Below are 17,702 nucleotides of genomic sequence, written 5' to 3' on the forward strand. Positions count from 1 at the left end.
CCCATGTCGGCTATTACTGCTGCGAGTGTAAAGGCCCTGCGCGACAAGACGGGCGCGGGCATGATGGATTGCAAGAAGGCCCTTGGCGAGTGCGGCGGCGACGAAGAAAAGTCCATCGCCTGGCTGCGCGAGAAGGGTCTGTCCAAGGCCCAGAAGCGGGCCGGCCGCGCCACCTCCGAGGGCGTTATCGGTTCGTATATCCACTCCAACGGCAAGCTCGGCGTCGTGGTCGAGATCAAGTGCGAGACGGACTTCGTGGCCCGTTCCGAGCGCTTCCTGGAGTTCGCCAAGAACGTGGCCATGCAGATTGCCGCGACCAATCCGGTGTGCGTTCTCCCGGAAGAAGTGCCGGCCGATCTTTTGGCCAAGGAAAAAGATATCTTTAAAAATCAGGCCATGGAAGAGGGCAAGCCCGAAGCCATTGCCGAGAAGATCGTCGATGGACGCGTTAAAAAGTTCTACAAGGAAATCTGCTTGATAGAACAGGCGTTTATCAAAGACGACAAGGTCACCATCAAGGATTTGATGAACGACTTGGTCGGCGTTATCGGCGAAAACGTCCAGATCGGGCGTTTTACCCGCATGGCCCTGGGCGAAGACGCCTAGGCGTCGCGCACCGACCAGCAAACGGGCCGCAAGGCCCGTTTTTTTTGCAATGCGGCAAGCGGGTCGGCCGCATGGCATTGGCATTTCCGCCCGACCCGGGCATGCTGGACAGGGACTGCGTTTGGCGCAGCCCTGTCCGCCCCGCGGACCACTTGTCTCCTTCCCTATCACGAGGTGCTCCATGTCAAATTTGCGGTTTTCCCAGGTTTTGCTTAAGATCAGCGGCGAGGCCCTGGCGGGTGGTCGGCCGTTTGGCATCGACAACCAGACCATCACCAATTTTTGCCGGGAAATCGTTGACGCCACCGCCCTGGGGGCCAGAATCTCCCTGGTCATCGGCGGCGGCAATATCTTTCGCGGCGTTTCGGAGCAGGCCGCCGGCATGGATCGATCCTCGGCCGACTACATGGGCATGCTGGCCACGGTCCTAAACGCCCTGGCCGTTCAGGAAGGCCTGGAGAAGCAGGGACTAGCCACCCGGGTCATGTCGGCCATCACCATGCGCGAGGTCTGCGAGCCCTATATCCGCCGCCGCGCCCTGCACCATCTGGAAAAAGGGCGGGTGGTGATATGCGCCGCCGGCACCGGCAATCCGTACTTCACCACGGATACGGCGGCTGCGCTGCGGGCCATGGAGCTGAAAAGCGAAGCTATCCTCAAGGGAACCAAGGTTGACGGCGTCTACGACAAAGACCCGGCCAAACATGCCGATGCCGTCAAATTCGACGAACTGACCTATATGGACGTGCTGGAAAAGCGGCTGCGGGTTATGGACACCACGGCCATCAGTCTGGCCATGGACAATGCCATGCCCATTGTGGTTTTTAACATGTTTACCGCAGGAAACCTGAGCCGGGTGCTTCTGGGCGAGCCCGTTGGCACCGTCGTCAGAGGAGGCGAATAACATGCAAGCAGTGCTCAAAGATGCCGAAGAACGGATGAAAAAGGTTCTGGCCACCCTGGACAAGGAATTTTCCCGGTTGCGCACCGGCCGGGCCTCTTCCTCGCTCCTCGATGGCCTTCGCGTGGACTATTACGGCACCATGACCCAGCTCGACCAGCTGGCCTCGGTGGCCACCCCCGACAGCCGGTCCATCACCATCCAGCCCTGGGACCGCAAGGCTTTTTCCGAAATCGAGAAGGCCATCATGAAGTCCGACCTGGGCCTGACCCCGGTCAACGACGGCAAGGTCATCCGCCTCAATATCCCGCCCCTGACCGAAGAGCGCCGCAAGGATCTGGTCAAAATGGGCAAAAAGCACGCTGAGGAAGCCAAGGTGGCCGTGCGCAACATCCGCCGCGACGCCAACGAGCTGCTCAAAAAGAAGAAGAGCGACAAGAGCATCAACGAAGACGACCAGCACAAGGGCCAGGAAGACGTGCAAAAGCTGACCGACAGCTATATCGCCAAAACCGATGAGGCCTTTTCCAAGAAGGAAAAGGAAATCATGGAGATCTAGCCCTGGACAGCAAGAAATTACCGCTGCCGCGCCATGTGGCCGTCATCATGGACGGCAACGGGCGTTGGGCCACCATGCGCGGGCTGCCCCGCAGCGAGGGACACCGGGCCGGCACCGAAGCCGCCCGGGCCATTGTCACGCGCTGCCGGGAGTTGGGTGTCGGCCATCTGACCCTCTACACGTTTTCCAAGGAGAACTGGGGGCGGCCCGCTGACGAGGTCAAATTCCTCTTCGATCTGCTGGTGCGGTTTCTCACGCGCGAACTGGACACGCTGCTGACCCAATCCATCCGCTTTGTCGTGCTCGGCGAAATGGGCGCGCTGCCCCTGGCCACCCGCAAGGTGTTGGGTCATGTCATTGCCAAAACAGCCGGCTGCACCGCCATGACACTCAATCTGGCGCTGAATTATTCCGGCCGCGACGAGATTTTGCGGGCCTGCCGCCGTCTCGTCGCCACGGGCGCGCCCCCCGAAGCCATCACCGAAGAAGCCTTGGCCGCCGAACTCTACACCGCCGGCCAGCCCGATCCGGACCTCATCATCCGCACCAGCGGCGAAATGCGCCTGTCCGGCTATCTGCTGTGGCAGTCGGCCTACAGCGAATTTGCCTTCCCCGAGACGCTGTGGCCGGATTTTTCCCCGGCCCATCTCGACGCCATTCTGGACGACTACCAAAACCGCACCCGCCGCTTCGGCCTCACCGGCGAGCAGATCGGCTCCTGACCGGCGCGCGCGCGAGCGAGAGCGAGAGCGAGAAAGAAGTAGCGAGAAGAGAAGAGAAGAGAAGAGAAGGCAGAAGATGCCTCCGGCGGCCGGGGGGATGATCCCCCCGGACCCCTGCACTTGGAGAAGTTTTTAAGGGGTTGCGACGCTAGCTTGTACGGTGTCGGTTGTGGGTCGGGACAGCCGGCCCCTTTACCTCTTGCCTTCCAGGAGGGATTCCAAAGGGGCCACCCCTTTGGCTGCCGGAGGCTCTCCCTCTCTCCCTTCCGTCAGCAGCACGCGATAATCGCAGCCAAGGTGCCTGTGCCGGCTCGCTTCCTGGTAGGCGGGACTGCAATAAAAGGCCCTGGCTTCTTCCCGAGAGGCGAATTCAAGGACAACGACGCCCTGGGCGTCAGGGCCTTCCAGCGTCTCGCAGGGACCGTAAACGACATGGGGCGTGAAGGCATGCCCCTGCATGGCTTCTGGAGCGAGTTGCTTGTAACGGTCGTACTCGGTTGCATCCCGCATTTTTTCGCGAATAAATATCAGATAAGCAGCCATTGATTCTCTCCTGAGCCTGGTTTCTGGACGGTTTTTGCAGTGTCGTGCGCGCTGATGTAAAGAGAATTCAATCTTGGTTTCGGTTCTCTGTCTGCGGTAAGGGCAATTGCCGAACGCAACATATTCTAGACGACCGGAATCGTTCCGCCATCGATGACATACTCCGTGCCGGTGATCATTACCGCCCGGGGAGAGGCCAGGAACGCAATAAGCTGTGCCACCTCAAGCGGCGTTGCGGGGCGTCCAAGCGGAATGCCGCCCAGGGAATCCATAATGATCTGCTTGCCGCCGTCATAGTCCGTGTCGGCTTGGGCGGCGATCCTTTTGACGAAAGAAACCGCCGCTTCTGTTTCCACCCAGCCGGGCGCGACGCGAACGACTCGAATGCCTTTGGGTGCAACCTCCTTGGACAGGCTCTTGCTGTAGGTCGAAAGCGCTGCCTTGGCTGCGGCATAGGCCGTTGTGGACTCCGGGAGCGGCAGTCGAGCCTGAATCGAGGTGATATGGATGATAACACCGGCACCCTGGGCGATCATGCCGGGCAGCAAAGCGCGATCCAGGCGCACGGCGGGAAACAGGTTGAGGGACAGTTCCTTGTGCCATGTCGCGTCGTCAAGGGCGGCAAACCCGCCTGCCGTGGCCACCGACCCTCCCAGCACATGCACGATGCTGTCCACGCCGCCGAGTCGCTCACCAACAGCCCGTACGACGGCGTCGCATCCCGCAATGGTGGTGAGGTCTGCGGCAACAAAGGCGTCCGGCGAAAGCTGTTCCGGTTTCACCCGGGCAACAGCCAGCACGTTGGCCCCGTGTTGGCGAAATAATGCCGCGACGGCACCGCCGATGCCTTTTGTCCCGGCTGTGACAAGGACGCGCTTGCCCGTAAGCTCAAGATTCATGGACATGGCTTGATCTCCAAATATGCAGCGACCGCATTCGGGAATTGTGTGTGCATTGCCGATCCATCCTTTGTTGCAATGTATTTGCGGCAAAGAGTATCTCCAGACGGGCCAAGCTTCAAGAACGCACGGAAAAGTGAGGGACTTCCCTTGAGGAAAGCATATACGCCCGAAACGGCTGCGGCAGATGTGGAGAAAACGCTGCATGTGCTTGGGGGGCGCTGGAAGCTGATTATTTTGTTCCACCTTTTTGGTGGAAAGCAGCAGCGATACAGCGAACTTGAGCGGCTTATTCCGGGCATTTCGCCCAAAATGCTGGCCCAGCAGTTGCGGCAGTTGGAGGGTGACGGCCTTGTCGCGCGAAAGCTGTATCCGCAAGTGCCGCCAAAGGTGGAATATCGTTTGACCGATTGGGGCCAAGCCCTCTGCCCGGCCCTGGATGCCGTGCTGCAATGGGCGGAGCAAAAGCCGGAGGCCGGCGCGCCTTGCGAAGAGGCCGGTTCCTAGCCACGGCTGCCGCGAGCCCAGCCACAGGCATCCTTTCTCTCCAGCACACCCCCCAGGTCCAGGCCCGGGACCGGGGATATTGACTGCGTCGGGTGCCGGGCAGTGTCCTGGTGCTTACGCCAGGGCCGCCGGTGCGCTGGCGCGGGCTCCTTCGGTTTCCAGCTCCTGCATCAGCAGCGTCAGTTCCCGGGCTTGCCGGGTCAGCTCGGCCACGGCCCGGGAGGCTTCGCCCATGGCCTGGGAGGTGGCGGCGGAAATGGCACTGACCGCATCCACGGACCGGTTGATCTCGTCGCTGGTGGAGGATTGTTCTTCGGCCGCTGTGGCGATGGAGCGGACCTGATCCGAGGCCCGTTCCACCAGCCCCACGATCTGGCCCAGGGAGTCGCCGGCGGTGGCGGCCAGGGTGGTCGCTTCGGCCACGGCCCCGGCCGCCGCGTCCACGTTGTCCACGTTTCGCCGGGCGGCCTGCTGGATACCGTCGATGGCGGTGCCGACTTCCTTGGTGGCGGTCATGGTTTTTTCGGCCAGCTTTCGCACCTCGTCGGCAACGACGGCAAATCCGCGTCCGGCATCGCCGGCCCGAGCGGCCTCGATGGCGGCGTTTAAGGCCAGCAGATTAGTCTGGTCGGCGATATCGGAAATAACGTTTAAAATGGCGCCAATATCCTGGGCTGAGCGGCCCAGGGTGTCCATGTCGGTTTTCATGACCAGGGCCTGCTCCTGCACCTTGGCGATGGCCGCCACCACCTTATCGACCACGCCGGCACCCTCGGCCGCCCTGCCCCGGGCCGCATCGGTGGTGGCGGCGGCGTTGGCGGCGTTTTTGGCCACTTCCAGCACGGTGGCGTTCATTTCTTCCATGGCTGTGGCCGTCTCGGTCATGCGCTGGGACTGCTCTTGCGCGCCTTGGGTGGACGTCTCAATGCGCTGGGAGAGTTCGGTCGAGGCTTCGGTCACCACAGACACCACCCCGCCCAGGCGTTGGGCTGCCTGGGACAGGCCCTCGGCTTTGGCCAGCTCGGCCTTGGCCGAGGCTTCCTGGGCCAAGGCCGTGGCCTGCTGGGCTGCCTGGGCCTTGTCCTGGGCCTCGGCGGTCTTGGCCTCAATAGCGGTGATGTTGTCCCGCAGGGTGACCACCATGGTGTTGAGCGCCGTCTGCATCTGGGCGGCCTCGTCGTTGCCGACGGCGTCCAGGCGCACGTCCAGGTCGCCGCCCGCGCAGCGCCGGGCCGCGTCGGTGGCTTGGCGGATGGGGCGGGTGATGGAGGCAATGATGAGCCCGCACAGACCGATCAGCACGGCCAAGGTTGCGACGCTGCATCCGGCAATGACGGCCAGCGTATCCCGGATGCGCTTTTCGCTGTCCTGGCGGATGGCGGCCTTGGCCCGTTCCACATTATCGATATAGACGCCGGTGCCGATCCACAACTCCGTGCCCGGGATCATGGTGGCATAAGCCAGTTTGGGCTGCTCGCCCTGGCCGGGTTTGGGGAAGACGTAGGTAACGAACCCGCCGCCGGCCTTGGCCCGGGCAAGGAGTTCGCGTACGAAATAGACGCCGCCGGAGTCTTTGAGATCGCCCAGATCCTTGCCTTGCTTGTCCTTGGCCGGCGGCAGGGCGATGTTGGTTGTGCCTTGGTAGACGAAGAAGTAGCCGGATTGGTCGTCTTCAAAGCGGTAGGCGTCAACCATGGTTCGGATGATGGTCTGGCGCGCCTGGGGCTGGGGCACGTCCTTGACCATGGCTGCGATGGCTGCGGCCATGGCGTCGGAGGCGATTTTGAGTTTTTGGCGTTGGCCGTCCAGCATCAAGGCCTGGGCCGCAGCGACATTGTGTTCCAGAAGCTGTTGCAGGCCCAGATGGAAGGCCAGGAGCATGCCGGCGGCAAACAGGGTGATCAGTGTCAGGAGCAGGGCGAACCGCCACGTCAGGTTCACACGGCGCAGCAGGGAAGGCGAGCCACTTACAGTCGTGTCGGTCGCAGCCACGGGAGCACCTCCGCCGGGTGTTTGAGGACAGGCAGCAGGATAAGGAATTTGGTTTCGACGATAGGATATCTCCAAAGCCATGACAATACGTTCCTGGGCTTTGGGAGAAAGGTGGAACAAAAAAATGGCCCCCGCCGGGGAGCGGGGGCCTGGTCAAGGAGGGAGGAGTGCGTCTGCCATGGTGTCGCCTGGGGTGTCGCGCGCACCCTGAAGGCGGCGCAAACGACGTTCTGGTCCGAGGGGAGAACCATTGCGCCACCATACAGATAGGCAGCGAGGATGACAGGGCCATGGATGGGGCATGAACGTTGGGATGGATTTGACGCAGGGGGGCACCTCCCTTGAAAAAGCGAAATCCCCGCCGGGGAGCGGGGATTTCGCTTTTTCAAGGGAGGAGGAGAGACTGTGTTGCCTGCCGGCGGGGAGGGGACCGCCGGAGGTCTGGGGTGTTGCATCATCAAGGCCGGGTCGGCCGGAGGGGGTGGCCGCTTGCCGGTAAAGACAATCTAAGGCCGGTCCATGAAGCGGCCATGGCCGCCGCATGAATTCTAATTAGGAATTGCTGGCCCCAAAGAAGAAGCCCCCGCCGGGGAGCAGGGGCTTCGTTCAAGGAGGGGGAGAGTGACCTTGGTTGCGCCTGGGATGGGAGGGGCCATCCGGTGCGGCGAAACAAGGCAGAGGGTTCGATTTTGCTTCTGGTCACAAACGGGGCTTTGGCCCCATCCGATGCCTCCCGTATAGGGGGCGGAGATGAAGCGTGAATGTCGGAAAAATGAACGAAAGTTTAGCTTTTTGTCCGACTGGCCGGGAAGAGCAGCGTGACGCACAAACCAGGGGCGTTATCGGACAGGGTCAGCTCGGCCTGATGCAGCCCGGCAGCGGCGGCCACCAGGGACAGGCCCAGGCCGCTGCCGGGGGTGTTGCGGCTCGATTCCAGGCGGGTGAAGCGTTCCAGCACCAGCTCCCGGTGCTCGGCCGGGATACCCGGGCCGGTATCGGCCACAGCCAGGGCCACGCCGAGCGGGCCGCTGGTGAGCGTTAGGCTGATGGAGCCGCCGGCCGGGGTGTATTTGACGGCGTTGTCCAGCAGATTGGCCAGGGCCTGGGACAGCAGGTGGCGGTTGCCGGGCACGGTCAGGCCCGGGGCCAGATCAAGGGTGAAGGTCAGGCCGGCTTCCTCGGCCACGGGCTCGTAGAGTTCGGCGGCGTCGGCGGCCAGACTGGTCAGGTCGATGTCGGTGAAATCCTGGCGGCGCGCCCCGGATTCGGCCTGGGCGATGGTGAGCAAGGCGTTAAAGGTCTGGAGCAGCCCGTCGATTTCGGTGATGGTCTGTTCCAGGACCGCGCGGGAGGCTTCGGGGCTTTCAACGCGGGTGAGCGACATTTCCAGGCCCGAGCGGATTCGGTTTAGGGGGCCGCGCAGATCATGGGCGATGTTGTTGGAGACCTGCTTGACCCCTTCCATGAGCCGGACAATCTGGTCGAGCATGGCGTTTAAGTTTTCCGCCAGCCGGTCGAATTCGTCGCCGGCCCCCCGGGTGGGGATGCGGCGGGTGAGGTCGCCGTTCATGATTTCGCGGCTGGCCTTGGTGATGACATCGATGCGCTTGAGCATCCAGCGGCTGGTCAGCACGCCCCCGGCCCCGCCAAGGACCACCGTGAGGAGCAGGCCCCAGAACAGCGCGTCCATGATCAGGCGTTCCACCTTGATGCGCTCGGACACGTCGCGTCCGACCACGAGATGGAAATTGCCCGGCAGCAGGAAGTAGCGCATGCGCACGCGGTGGGGCTCAAAGCCTTCGGTGTCTTCCAGGGTGGCGTCGAACCAGCCGGAGCCGGTGTCCTTGAATTTGGGCCATTCCGGCAGATTGCCGGCCAGGGGATTGAATTTCCAGTCGGTGAGCAGATAGACGCTCGAACCGTTTTTGTCCTTGGCCACCCGGGACTTGATGACCCGGATAAGGCCGGTCAGCCCGAGCTGGCCGTACTGTTCGGCCAGCCCCTGGATTTCGGCGTTTATCGTCTCGTCGGTCTGGCGCTCCATGAATCCGGCCGTGGAGCTGTAGATAAACCACAGGAGCACCAGCACCGACAGGCCAAAGGCGGCCATGTGCAGGATGGACAGGCGAAGCGTGGAGGAGCGCAGCAGCTTAGTTGGAATCACGCAGGCTGTATCCGGCACCGCGAATGGTGGAGAGCAGGGGCTTGTCGTGGCCCTTGTCGATCTTGTGCCGCAGGCGGCTGACGTGGACGTCGATGACGTTGGTTTGCGGATCGAAGGAATAGTCCCAGACGTTTTCGAGCAGCATGGTGCGGGTGACCACATGGCCGGCATGGCGCATCAGGTATTCGAGCAGGGCGAATTCCTTGGGCTTGAGCTCAATGGTCTGGCCGGCCCGGCGCACCGTGCGGCCCACCAGATCCATTTCCAGGTCGGCGACCTTGAGCAAGGTGCCCGGGGCGTCGGAACGGCCCCGGCGCAAGAGCGCTTCCAGCCGGGCCAGCAGTTCGGCAAAGGCGTAGGGCTTGACCAGATAGTCGTCGCCGCCGGCCTTGAGCCCCTTGACCCGGTCGTCCACATCGCCAAGGGCCGAGAGGATGAGCACCGGGGTCTGGTTGCCGGCCGACCGCATGGTTTTGACAATGGTCAGGCCGTCGACGCTTGGCAGCATCCGGTCCACCACCACCACGTCATAGGCTTCGGCGGCCACCCGGTAGAGCGCCTCGCGGCCGTCGGCCACATGTTCCACGACATAGCCGGACTCTTTGAGTCCCTTGACCATGTAGGCGGCGGCTTCCTGGTCGTCTTCCACGATGAAAACGCGCATGGCAGGCTCCTGGGGCGCTTGGGCGGCGGTCAGGGCCGGTCCGTCCGACTGCCCGCCCCGTTGGCAATGCGGGTCAGGGCCGCATCGAGTTCGTGCATGTCGATGGGCTTTGGCACGTAATCGTCAAAGCCGGCCTCAACCATGCGTTCGCGGTAGCCCTTGAGGGCATGGGCCGTCAAGGCCACCACCGGCGTCTGGGCGGCCTCGCCGAAACGGGCGGGATCGCGCAGTTGGGCCAGGGTCTCAGGCCCGGACAGCCCCGGCATTTCCACATCCATAAGCACGCAATGAAAGGGTGTTGTGGCCAGCAGTTCCAGGGCGGCCGCGCCTGAATCCACGGCCGTGACCACATGGCCGCGCCGCTCCAGCAGCCGTTTGGCCACGATCTGGTTGATGAAATTGTCCTCCACCAGCAGGATGCTCATGGGCGGGACGGTGGCGCCGGCTGTGGGGGCGGTGGCGGGTGTTTGCCCGTGCTGGGGCGCTTTTTCGGGGAGGTCGAAGGGGGCATTGAAAAAAAAGGTGCTGCCCTGGCCCGGGGTGGACTGGACCCAGAGGCGCCCGCCCATGAGTTCGACCAGGCTTTTGCTGATGGACAGGCCAAGGCCTGTGCCGCCGGCACCCCGGTTGAGGCTGGCGTCGAGCTGGGTGAAATAGTCGAAAATGCGCTCCTGCTTGTCCGGGGGAATGCCGATGCCGTCGTCGGCCACGGAAAAAAGCAGGCCCACGGGAGCTGCCGGCTGCCTGCCGTCGGTGCCGGGCAGGGGCATAACCGGGGCCACGGTGACGCGCACGGTACCCTTTTTGGTGAATTTAAGGCCGTTGGAAATGAGGTTGCCCACCACCTGGGCCAGCCTTCCGGGGTCGCCGATCAGGATTTTGGGCACAGCCTGGTCCACGGCGAGCACTAAGGAGTTGCCGTGGCGGGCGGCCAGACCGTCAAACAGACGCAGGCATCCTTCCAGGGTAGCGCGCACGGCAAAGGGCCGACGGGCCAGTTCCATGCGGCCGGCCTCGACGCGCGAGAAATCGAGGATGTCGTTGATGATCTCCAGCAGATTCTGGGCAGACTGGCGGGCCAGATCAATGTATTCGTGCTGCTCGGGGGTCAGCTCCGTGGCCGTGGCCAGTTCAAGCATGCCCATGATGCCGTTCATGGGGGTGCGGATTTCATGGCTCATGGTGGCCAGAAACTGCGATTTGGCCCGGTTGGCCGTTTGGGAGGCCTCCATGGCCTTGGTCAGGCGTTCCCGGGTGCGCATCAGCTCGGTAACGTCGATCATGGCCTCGATGATATAGGGCGCGCCGGGCAGCTTGCGGGCGGTCTTGTACATGATCCGTTCGCCGTCCAGGGTCGTTACGGAGCATTCCCGGTCGCGCACCAGCCCCGAGGCGTCGGTGAGCACAGGGCAGGTCTCTTTGTTGCAGAGATAGGCTTTGCAGGATTTGCCCAGGTTCATCGGGCCGAAAATGCGTTCGGCGGCCGGGTTCTGGTATTCGAGGATGCGGTCTCCGCTCTCGGCCAGGCGCACCTTGACGATGGGGATGGGGGCGCTGTCCAGAACCGTTTCCAGATCGCGCCGGGCCAGCACACTTTCGGTGACGTCCAGGACCAGTCCCTGGACATCGATGACGGCACCGGCGGCGTTGCGGGTGAACTGGACGCGGTCGGTGACGTGGCGCACCTGCCCGTTTTTGGTCAGGATACGGTAGTCCAGGGCAAAGGCGTTGCGCCCGGAGGCGGCCTGATCGCGCAGGGCCGCCTCGACCCGGGGCAGATCCTCGGGATGGACCAGACTTCGGGGCGAGCGCTCCCCGGAGAGGAGGTCTTCGCGGGAAAAGCCGAAGCGGGCGATATTGGAGGAGACAAACGATACCGGGCCGGGGTCGCCGTCGATGACGGGATAGCGGATGAGATAGGCCGGGCTGGCCTCAAGGATGAGGCTGGCCTGGCGCATGGTCTCGTTGGCTTCGCAGCGCAGGCTGACGTCCGCGACCATCATGCGCAGGGTCGTTTGGGCCGGGGGCAGATCCTGGCTGGTGCAGATTTCCGTCGTCAGTTCAGCGTAAAACCGGCTGCCGTCGCGTCGGGTCAGGCGCACTTCCAGGGTCTGGGGGAGACCGGTGTCCAGGGTGCGGCCGATGCCGGCGTGAAAGGCTGTCTGGTCCAGGCGGGCCACACGCACCCCAAAGGGCTTGCCGATCAGTTCGGTCCGGGGGATGCCGAGCATGGTCGAACCCTTGAGGTTGGCCTCCAGGATCACTCCCCGGGTATCCAGGGTGAAATAGCCGGCCGGAGCGAAATCGTAGAGATTGGCATAGCGGTCGCGGGTCTGGGCCAGTTCGGACTGGGTGCGGCGCAACTCTTCGTTTTGCAGCTCAAGTTCGATCTGGTTGACCCGCAGTTCATGCACCAGCCGGGCCAGTGCCTCCGCGGACATGGCCGCAGCTTCCGCCGGCAGTGCGTCCGTCGCCAGGGATTCGGCCTTGCGGCGCAACGTGGCAAGCATCTCGTCCGAGTCAGGGTCATGCATGGCAATACTTCCCGGGTGGGATAAACCGGCAAATCCCGGCGGTCCGCGCTTAAAGTACAGTATATGTCAATGGACGCTGCTTGCAAAGAGGGATGCAGGCCCGGGGCAGGGCGGACACGCCTGATTTTGCAAAAAAACGGTGGCCTTGTCCTCCCGTGGCCTTTCTGGGACCGGCCGGGGCCAGCCCGCCAGCCCCGGGGAGCACGCGCCCCGTCAACCGTTCCGGCCTCCCGCGCGCCAACCGGCCAGCCCCGGAGGCACGGCTTGACGGCCGCCGCTAAAACCGTACACTTTGGGGCAGCGTCGCCGCATACGCTGCCTGGAGAATTTCCCAAATGAAGGATATCCCTCGTTTTCTGGCTGGTTTCAAAAATTTCCAACGTACGTACTTTTGCGATGGAAGCCCTTCTTTTTCCGATCTCAAACAAGGGCAGGCACCCAAGGTGCTCGTGGTCGCCTGCTCGGACTCCCGGGTTGACCCGGCCATCCTCACGGGATGCGAACCCGGGGATATGTTTGTCATCCGAAACGTTGCCAATCTCGTGCCGCCGTATGAAAAAACGCCCGGCAACCACGGTGTCAGCGCGGCCGTGGAATATGCCGTCACCGTCCTTAACGTGGAGCACATCATCGTGCTGGGGCATTCGTGCTGCGGGGGCATTCAGGCGCTCATGAACCCAAAGACCGAGCAACTCGGCGAATTTATTGCCCCCTGGGTCAAAATCGCCGAGCCGGCCCTGCGCGAGGTCAACGCCCAACTTGCCGGCAAGGACGCCGCCTTGCGCCAATACGCCTGTGAACAGGCGGCGGTGCTCATTTCCCTGGAAAACCTGCTGACCTTTCCCTGGGTCTTTGAGCGCGTCATGCGGGGCGAGGTCTACCTGCACGGCTGGTATTTCGATTTGGAAAAAGGCGAATTGTTAAGCTATCTGCCGGAAACAGGCGCGTTTGAGTCCCTGGTCGGGCGGTGTGAGACCGACGCCGCGCGCTGACCCGCCGGTCGGCTCCCGGCGCGGGAAAAAGGCCGGGCCAGGGCCTTAGACCCCTTCGGTGCGGGCCATGGCCTCCCGGGCTTCCTCGTCGCGGCCCTGGGCGGCGAGCGCCCGGGACAGTTCGGCCCAGAATTCCTTGCGATCCGGGCGAAGGGCCACGGCCTGGCGGGCCATGGCCTCGGCAATGGCCGGGTCTTCGCCTTCGGTGAGGTAGAGCCGGGCCATGAGTTGCAGGGAAAAGGCGTCCTTGGGATCGAGCAGCAGGGCCTGATGCAGGTGTTCCCGGGCCTCGTCCAGGCGGCCCCGGGTCAGGGCCAGCCGGGCCAGATGGCGCAGGGTCAGCGCCGGGGCATTGCCGGTGGCGCTGGCCCGGCGGTAGTATTTGAGGGCTGCTTCCAGGCGTCGGCTCTCCTCGGCCATGCGGCCCAGGCGCAGCAGGCTGGAGACGTGGCCCGGGTTGGCCCGCAGGCATTTCTGGAAGGCGGTGCGCGCCCCGGCCGCCTCGCCCAGGCGCTGGCGCACGCAGCCGAGGTTATAAAGGGCCATGGTGTTTTTGGGCTCGGCCGTGATGACGCGCTCGAATTCCGCCCGGGCCTGGGCCAGCCGGCCCAGGCGGGCCAGACAGATGCCGAGTGAATTGCGGGCCAGGACGTTGGTCTCGTCACTAAGCAGGGCCTGCTTGTATTCCTCCATGGCGGCATAGATGTCGCCATGGGCGAAATGGCGGTCGCCGCTGACCGTCAGCGACAGGGTGTCGAACACGGCCAGACGCGGTTCCTGCGGCAGGAGCAGGGCATGGTCGAGGGCCTTGCGGCAGTTTTCCGGCACATCGGTGCGGGCGTAGTTGAGACAAGGATAGCCGGCGATGCCCACGGCGGCGGTCAATCCCAGGCGCTCGGCCAGGGCGGCGATCAGATCAGCGCCCGCTTCAGCCAGTTGCCCGGGGCTGCGTTCGGGCAGGAAAAAGACCAGCTTGGAAGCGCTAAAGCGCCCCCCAACGGCAGCAGGGCCGAAAAATTGGCGGCACACACTGCCCACTTCGGCCATGTCGGCTTCGGCCGGCCGTCCCGGACGGCGCTGGGTGGCCACCTCGGGCAGGACTACCAGGGCCAGGGAAAAAACCGGCCGTTTTTCCCGGTCAGCAGCAGTTGCCCGCAGAAAGTCGCGATGGGCGAAAAGGCCCGAGGCCGGGTCTTTGCGCGGCGCACCGACCGGGCAGCTTGCACCCGGCGCTTCGTCCTCGGTTTCCGGGATAAGGGCCAGCCGGTCGCCGGGCTCCAGAGGCAGATGGGGGTCGCTGACGTTGAGCGTTTCGGCAAAGGCCATGTCCTCGCCCACTTCCACCAGGACGATTTCGCCCTTGACCATGGCCGGCGTGCGGCCGCTTAACCGCTGGCCGTCGGCTGTGCGCACATCCACCGTGCGCTCCAGCCGCGGCGACCAGACCAGAAACCGCTGTCCCGGTTCGGCGTCCACCCAGCGGCCAAGGCTGACGGCCAGCCGCGACAGGGGCAAAATCTCCAGCACCGCACCGCCCTCGGCCAGGATGCGGTTGTAGGGCATGGCCTGATTGCGGCCGAGATCCTTGGCCACAGCCAGGCCCTTTTTGGCCTTGCGCAAAAGCAGGCGCGCCTGTTCGGCCGGGGCGGCGGCGAACTGGCCGCCGCGCACGTCCTGGGGATAGGTGACGCAGCCGGCGCTGGCGGTAAGGGTCAACGACTCGCCCGTGGCGGCCAGGGGGAAGGCGGTGCGGGAAAGCTCCCCAAGCACCAATTCGGCGGTTTCCCGGCAGCGCGCTGCCGAGGCCCCGGGGAGAAAAAGGGCGAACAGGTCGTCGGTAAGGCGCGCCGCCAGCCCGCCTTCGGGGCACAGCCGGCCGATGACCGCCGCAGCCCCGACCAGGACATCCTCGGCAACCATAAAGCCGAACCGGCCGGCCACCCGGCTGAAATGGTCAAGATCCAGGACCGCCAGGCCAAAGCCGCCGTGGCAGCCGGACAGCCCCGGGTCCACGAAACTGGCTGCGCCAGGGAGGATGCGGTCCTGGACGCATTCGATCTCCCGGGCGATTGCAGCGAGCAGCGCCTCGCCCGAGCCAAGGCCGGTGAGCCTGTCGGCGTCGGCGGCCAGCAGCAGGCCGAGCTGGGTCAGCGCCATGGCCCCCAGGCGCGGCAACAGCGGGAGCAGGGTGCGCGGCGCGCCAAGGCTGGCCCCCCGGGCCACGAACACCCCGAGCAGCCGGCCGTCGGCGCACAGCGGCGTCATGACCTTGCGCTCGGCCGGCAGATGGACGGCGGTGGCGCATTGGGGACCAAAGCCGGCGGCCAGGGCGTCGTCCTCGGATTTGGGGAAATACAGGCTGTGGGTTTTAAAGGTGATGAAGCGGGAGAAGACGTCGCGCAAAAAAAGCTCGTGGGCGATAAGGTCGCGTTGGGTCAAGGCTGGCGCGGACATGGCGTTCTCCCATTTTATCGATTGGCGCGGCAACCTGTAGCGCCCCCGGGCCGGGAAAACAAGGGCAGGCCGGCCCTTGACGCCAGGGGGCCTGACGCGGCAGACCGGAGATGCGGTGTGCCGGCTGCAGGCGCGCCAGTCCCGCAGCGTTTCCCTGGAGGCTTTGATGGATATTGTTTCTTTTCCCCTTGGACCCCTTGAGACCAATTGTTATCTGGCCGCAGCGGGTTCTCTGGCCGTGGCCGTGGATGTGGGCGGCGATCCGGCCCCGGTGCTGGCCCACCTCAAAACCCACGGCCTGACGCTGACGGCCATTTGCTTAACCCATCTGCACTGCGACCACCTCTACGGCGTGGCCGCCCTGGCCCGGGAGACCGGCTGCCGGGTGCTGGCCGGGGCCGAGGACGCCATGCTCATGGACCTGGATCTGGGCCGGGGGGGACTTATGGGCCTGCCCCTGGTCGAGCCGTTTGACTGGGAACCTGCTCCCCCGGGCGAGACGGCTTTTATGGGCCAGGCCTGCCGGGTGCTGGCCACGCCGGGCCATTCGCCGGGCAGCCGGTCGTTTTATTTTCCCGAAGCCGGGGTGGTCTTTGTCGGCGATCTGCTCTTTTACCGCTCCATTGGCCGCACGGATTTTGCCGGCGGCGATTACGACACCCTGATTCAATCGGTCGCGACGCAGATTTTCACCCTGCCGGATGCGACGCTGGTCTATCCCGGCCATGGCCCGGCCACGACGGTGGGTGATGAAAAGCGCCACAATCCGTTTTTCTCGGAGTTCGCCCGGTGATGTCCGGGGCACCGGTCATTTTTTTGTGCGGCCCGCGGGCCGGCGGCAATTCCGACACGGCCGGACTGGCCTTTGCCGACGGGGTGACCCGGTCCGGGCGCGTGCCCCGGGTGATCGCCCTGCGCGAACTGGCCGTGGCCCCCTGCCGGGGCTGCGGGGCGTGTGCCGGGGCCGGGCACCGCTGCCCCCTGGACCGGGAGGGCGACGCTGCCGCCAGCGTGTTTGCCGCCATGGATGCCGCACCATTTGTGGCTTTTGCCGCACCGATCTATTTCTACCATCTGCCGGCCCTGTTTAAGGCCCTTATTGACCGGGCGCAGCGTCGTTACGAGATTCGGGTGGCCACCGGGGCCACGCCGGCGTCCGGTGGCGCGGGCGAGACCACGCGCCCGGCCTATCCGCTGCTGGTGGCCGGGCGGCCCCAAGGCGAGCGGCTCTTTGAAGGAGCTCTTTTAACGCTTAAATATTTCCTGTGGCCCTTTGGCTTTGCCCTGGCCCGGCCGTGGTTGCAGCGCGGCCTGGACGCGCCTGGTGATCTGGCCGGCCAGACCGAGGGGCTGGCCGCGCTGGCCGCGCTGGGCGCGCTGGGCGAGGCGGCCGGGCGGTGAGGCCGCTTTGGGCCGGCCTGGGGCATCTGGCCGGGCGGCTGGGGCGGGCGTTGACCCCGCTGTGCGACCGCTGCCAGGTCTGCCGGGGCCTGCTCCCCGGGGGCGGGAGCCATCCGGTCTGCCCGGCCTGTGCCACCGGGCTGGCTGCGCGATTGGGCGGCTTTTGCCCGCGTTGCGGGGCGTTTGCGGCGGATGCTGCCGCGCCGGTGGCCCTGTGCCTGGACTGTCGCTGCCAGGGGCGGGCCTGGGACGGCTTTGCCTTCCACGGCCGCTACGAGGGCCATCTGCGCCAGTTGGTGCTGGGCTTTAAATTTGGCGGGCGTCTCGGCCAGGGGAGGCTGCTGGCCGGTTTTTTGGCCGAGGCCTGGCAGCGGGCCGCCGGGCGCAGCGGCGACGGGGCCATGGACGCCGGCGTGCCGGCCTGTCTGGTGCCGGTGCCGCTGCATCCCAAACGCCTGTCCTGGCGGGGATTTAACCAAAGTCTGGAACTGGCCCGGTTTCTGGGCCGGGAGCTTGCCCGGCCGGTATGCGCCGAGGGGCTGACGCGTGTGCGCAACACCACGCCCCAAAGCCAACTGCCGGGGCGGGCGCGCCTGAGCAATCTGGCCGGGGCGTTTGCCGGCCAGGAGCGGCTGGTGGCCGGCAGGCACGTGCTGCTCGTGGACGATGTCATGACCACCGGGGCCACGGTGGATACGGCGGTTCGGGCTTTGCGCGCGGCCGGGGCGGTCCGGGTGGACGTGGTGGTGGTGGCCCGCTGAAGC

The 17,702-nt window shown here is 64.7% G+C and carries 16 protein-coding genes; 9 read left to right on the forward strand and 7 right to left on the reverse strand.

Translation table 11 applies throughout. The features are described 5' to 3' along the window. Positions 1 to 3 precede the first annotated feature (3 nt). The 4 genes from tsf (at position 4) to uppS (ending at position 2,788) form a co-directional block, all read left to right on the forward strand. On the forward strand, positions 4 to 606 hold the full coding sequence (gene tsf / locus GTA51_RS09635; protein ID WP_160960615.1) for a translation elongation factor Ts: 603 nt from the start codon (positions 4 to 6) through the stop codon (positions 604 to 606). Positions 607 to 787: 181 nt separating this feature from the next. Continuing rightward, a complete protein-coding gene (gene pyrH / locus GTA51_RS09640) occupies positions 788 to 1,510 on the forward strand; it encodes a UMP kinase (protein ID WP_160960617.1) in 723 nt (240 codons plus the stop codon). Position 1,511: 1 nt separating this feature from the next. Continuing rightward, the gene (gene frr, locus GTA51_RS09645) at positions 1,512 to 2,066 is read left to right on the forward strand and encodes a ribosome recycling factor (RefSeq protein WP_160960619.1); all 555 of its coding nucleotides are present in this window, start codon (positions 1,512 to 1,514) and stop codon (positions 2,064 to 2,066) included. Between the two features lie 23 nt (positions 2,067 to 2,089). Continuing rightward, positions 2,090 to 2,788, forward strand: a complete 699-nt coding sequence (gene uppS / locus GTA51_RS09650) for a polyprenyl diphosphate synthase (protein ID WP_160960714.1) — start codon at positions 2,090 to 2,092, stop codon at positions 2,786 to 2,788. Between the two features lie 192 nt (positions 2,789 to 2,980). Here uppS and GTA51_RS09655 read toward each other — a convergent pair whose 3' ends face one another. Together GTA51_RS09655 and GTA51_RS09660 are read right to left on the reverse strand one after the other, a co-directional pair. After that, on the reverse strand, positions 2,981 to 3,331 hold the full coding sequence (locus tag GTA51_RS09655; RefSeq protein WP_160960621.1) for a DUF1330 domain-containing protein: 351 nt from the start codon (positions 3,329 to 3,331) through the stop codon (positions 2,981 to 2,983). Between the two features lie 125 nt (positions 3,332 to 3,456). After that, positions 3,457 to 4,236, reverse strand: a complete 780-nt coding sequence (locus GTA51_RS09660) for an SDR family oxidoreductase (protein WP_160960623.1) — start codon at positions 4,234 to 4,236, stop codon at positions 3,457 to 3,459. 3 nt (positions 4,237 to 4,239) lie between these two features. Between GTA51_RS09660 and GTA51_RS09665 the strand changes: the two genes are divergently transcribed. After that, the gene (locus GTA51_RS09665; protein ID WP_246198073.1) at positions 4,240 to 4,737 is read left to right on the forward strand and encodes a winged helix-turn-helix transcriptional regulator; all 498 of its coding nucleotides are present in this window, start codon (positions 4,240 to 4,242) and stop codon (positions 4,735 to 4,737) included. A gap of 114 nt (positions 4,738 to 4,851) precedes the next feature. Here GTA51_RS09665 and GTA51_RS09670 read toward each other — a convergent pair whose 3' ends face one another. From GTA51_RS09670 to GTA51_RS09685, 4 genes are all read right to left on the reverse strand, one after another. Continuing rightward, positions 4,852 to 6,729 carry a methyl-accepting chemotaxis protein gene (locus GTA51_RS09670; RefSeq protein ID WP_343039502.1) on the reverse strand — a complete coding sequence of 626 codons (1,878 nt, stop codon included), beginning with the start codon at positions 6,727 to 6,729 and terminating at the stop codon, positions 4,852 to 4,854. Positions 6,730 to 7,513: 784 nt separating this feature from the next. Next, entirely contained in the window at positions 7,514 to 8,893 is a 1,380-nt protein-coding gene (locus GTA51_RS09675) for an ATP-binding protein (protein ID WP_160960627.1), read from the reverse strand. Beyond that, positions 8,880 to 9,557 (reverse strand): response regulator transcription factor, encoded by a 678-nt coding sequence (locus GTA51_RS09680; protein WP_160960629.1) that lies wholly within the window; start codon positions 9,555 to 9,557, stop codon positions 8,880 to 8,882. Before GTA51_RS09680 ends, GTA51_RS09675 begins: the two co-directional genes overlap by 14 nt. A gap of 29 nt (positions 9,558 to 9,586) precedes the next feature. Continuing rightward, the gene (locus GTA51_RS09685; protein ID WP_160960631.1) at positions 9,587 to 12,091 is read right to left on the reverse strand and encodes an ATP-binding protein; all 2,505 of its coding nucleotides are present in this window, start codon (positions 12,089 to 12,091) and stop codon (positions 9,587 to 9,589) included. 335 nt (positions 12,092 to 12,426) lie between these two features. Here GTA51_RS09685 and GTA51_RS09690 point away from each other — a divergent pair, with 335 nt between their 5' ends. Further along, on the forward strand, positions 12,427 to 13,083 hold the full coding sequence (locus GTA51_RS09690) for a carbonic anhydrase (protein WP_160960633.1): 657 nt from the start codon (positions 12,427 to 12,429) through the stop codon (positions 13,081 to 13,083). Positions 13,084 to 13,128: 45 nt separating this feature from the next. Here GTA51_RS09690 and GTA51_RS09695 read toward each other — a convergent pair whose 3' ends face one another. Continuing rightward, a complete protein-coding gene (locus GTA51_RS09695) occupies positions 13,129 to 15,537 on the reverse strand; it encodes a tetratricopeptide repeat-containing diguanylate cyclase (RefSeq protein ID WP_160960635.1) in 2,409 nt (802 codons plus the stop codon). A gap of 166 nt (positions 15,538 to 15,703) precedes the next feature. On the opposite strand from GTA51_RS09695, the gene GTA51_RS09700 reads away from it, so the two are divergent. The 3 genes from GTA51_RS09700 to GTA51_RS09710 are packed head-to-tail and all read left to right on the forward strand — an operon-like array spanning position 15,704 to position 17,699. Then, entirely contained in the window at positions 15,704 to 16,330 is a 627-nt protein-coding gene (locus GTA51_RS09700) for an MBL fold metallo-hydrolase (protein ID WP_160960637.1), read from the forward strand. Next, positions 16,330 to 16,938, forward strand: coding sequence for an NAD(P)H-dependent oxidoreductase (locus tag GTA51_RS09705; protein ID WP_160960638.1), 609 nt, complete (start codon positions 16,330 to 16,332; stop codon positions 16,936 to 16,938). Before GTA51_RS09700 ends, GTA51_RS09705 begins: the two co-directional genes overlap by 1 nt. Continuing rightward, the gene (locus tag GTA51_RS09710; protein WP_160960640.1) at positions 16,935 to 17,699 is read left to right on the forward strand and encodes a phosphoribosyltransferase family protein; all 765 of its coding nucleotides are present in this window, start codon (positions 16,935 to 16,937) and stop codon (positions 17,697 to 17,699) included. The genes GTA51_RS09705 and GTA51_RS09710 overlap by 4 nt, the downstream gene beginning before the upstream one ends. Positions 17,700 to 17,702 lie beyond the last annotated feature (3 nt).

Source organism: Solidesulfovibrio aerotolerans, from assembly GCF_009856865.1.
Lineage (GTDB): Bacteria > Desulfobacterota > Desulfovibrionia > Desulfovibrionales > Desulfovibrionaceae > Solidesulfovibrio > Solidesulfovibrio aerotolerans.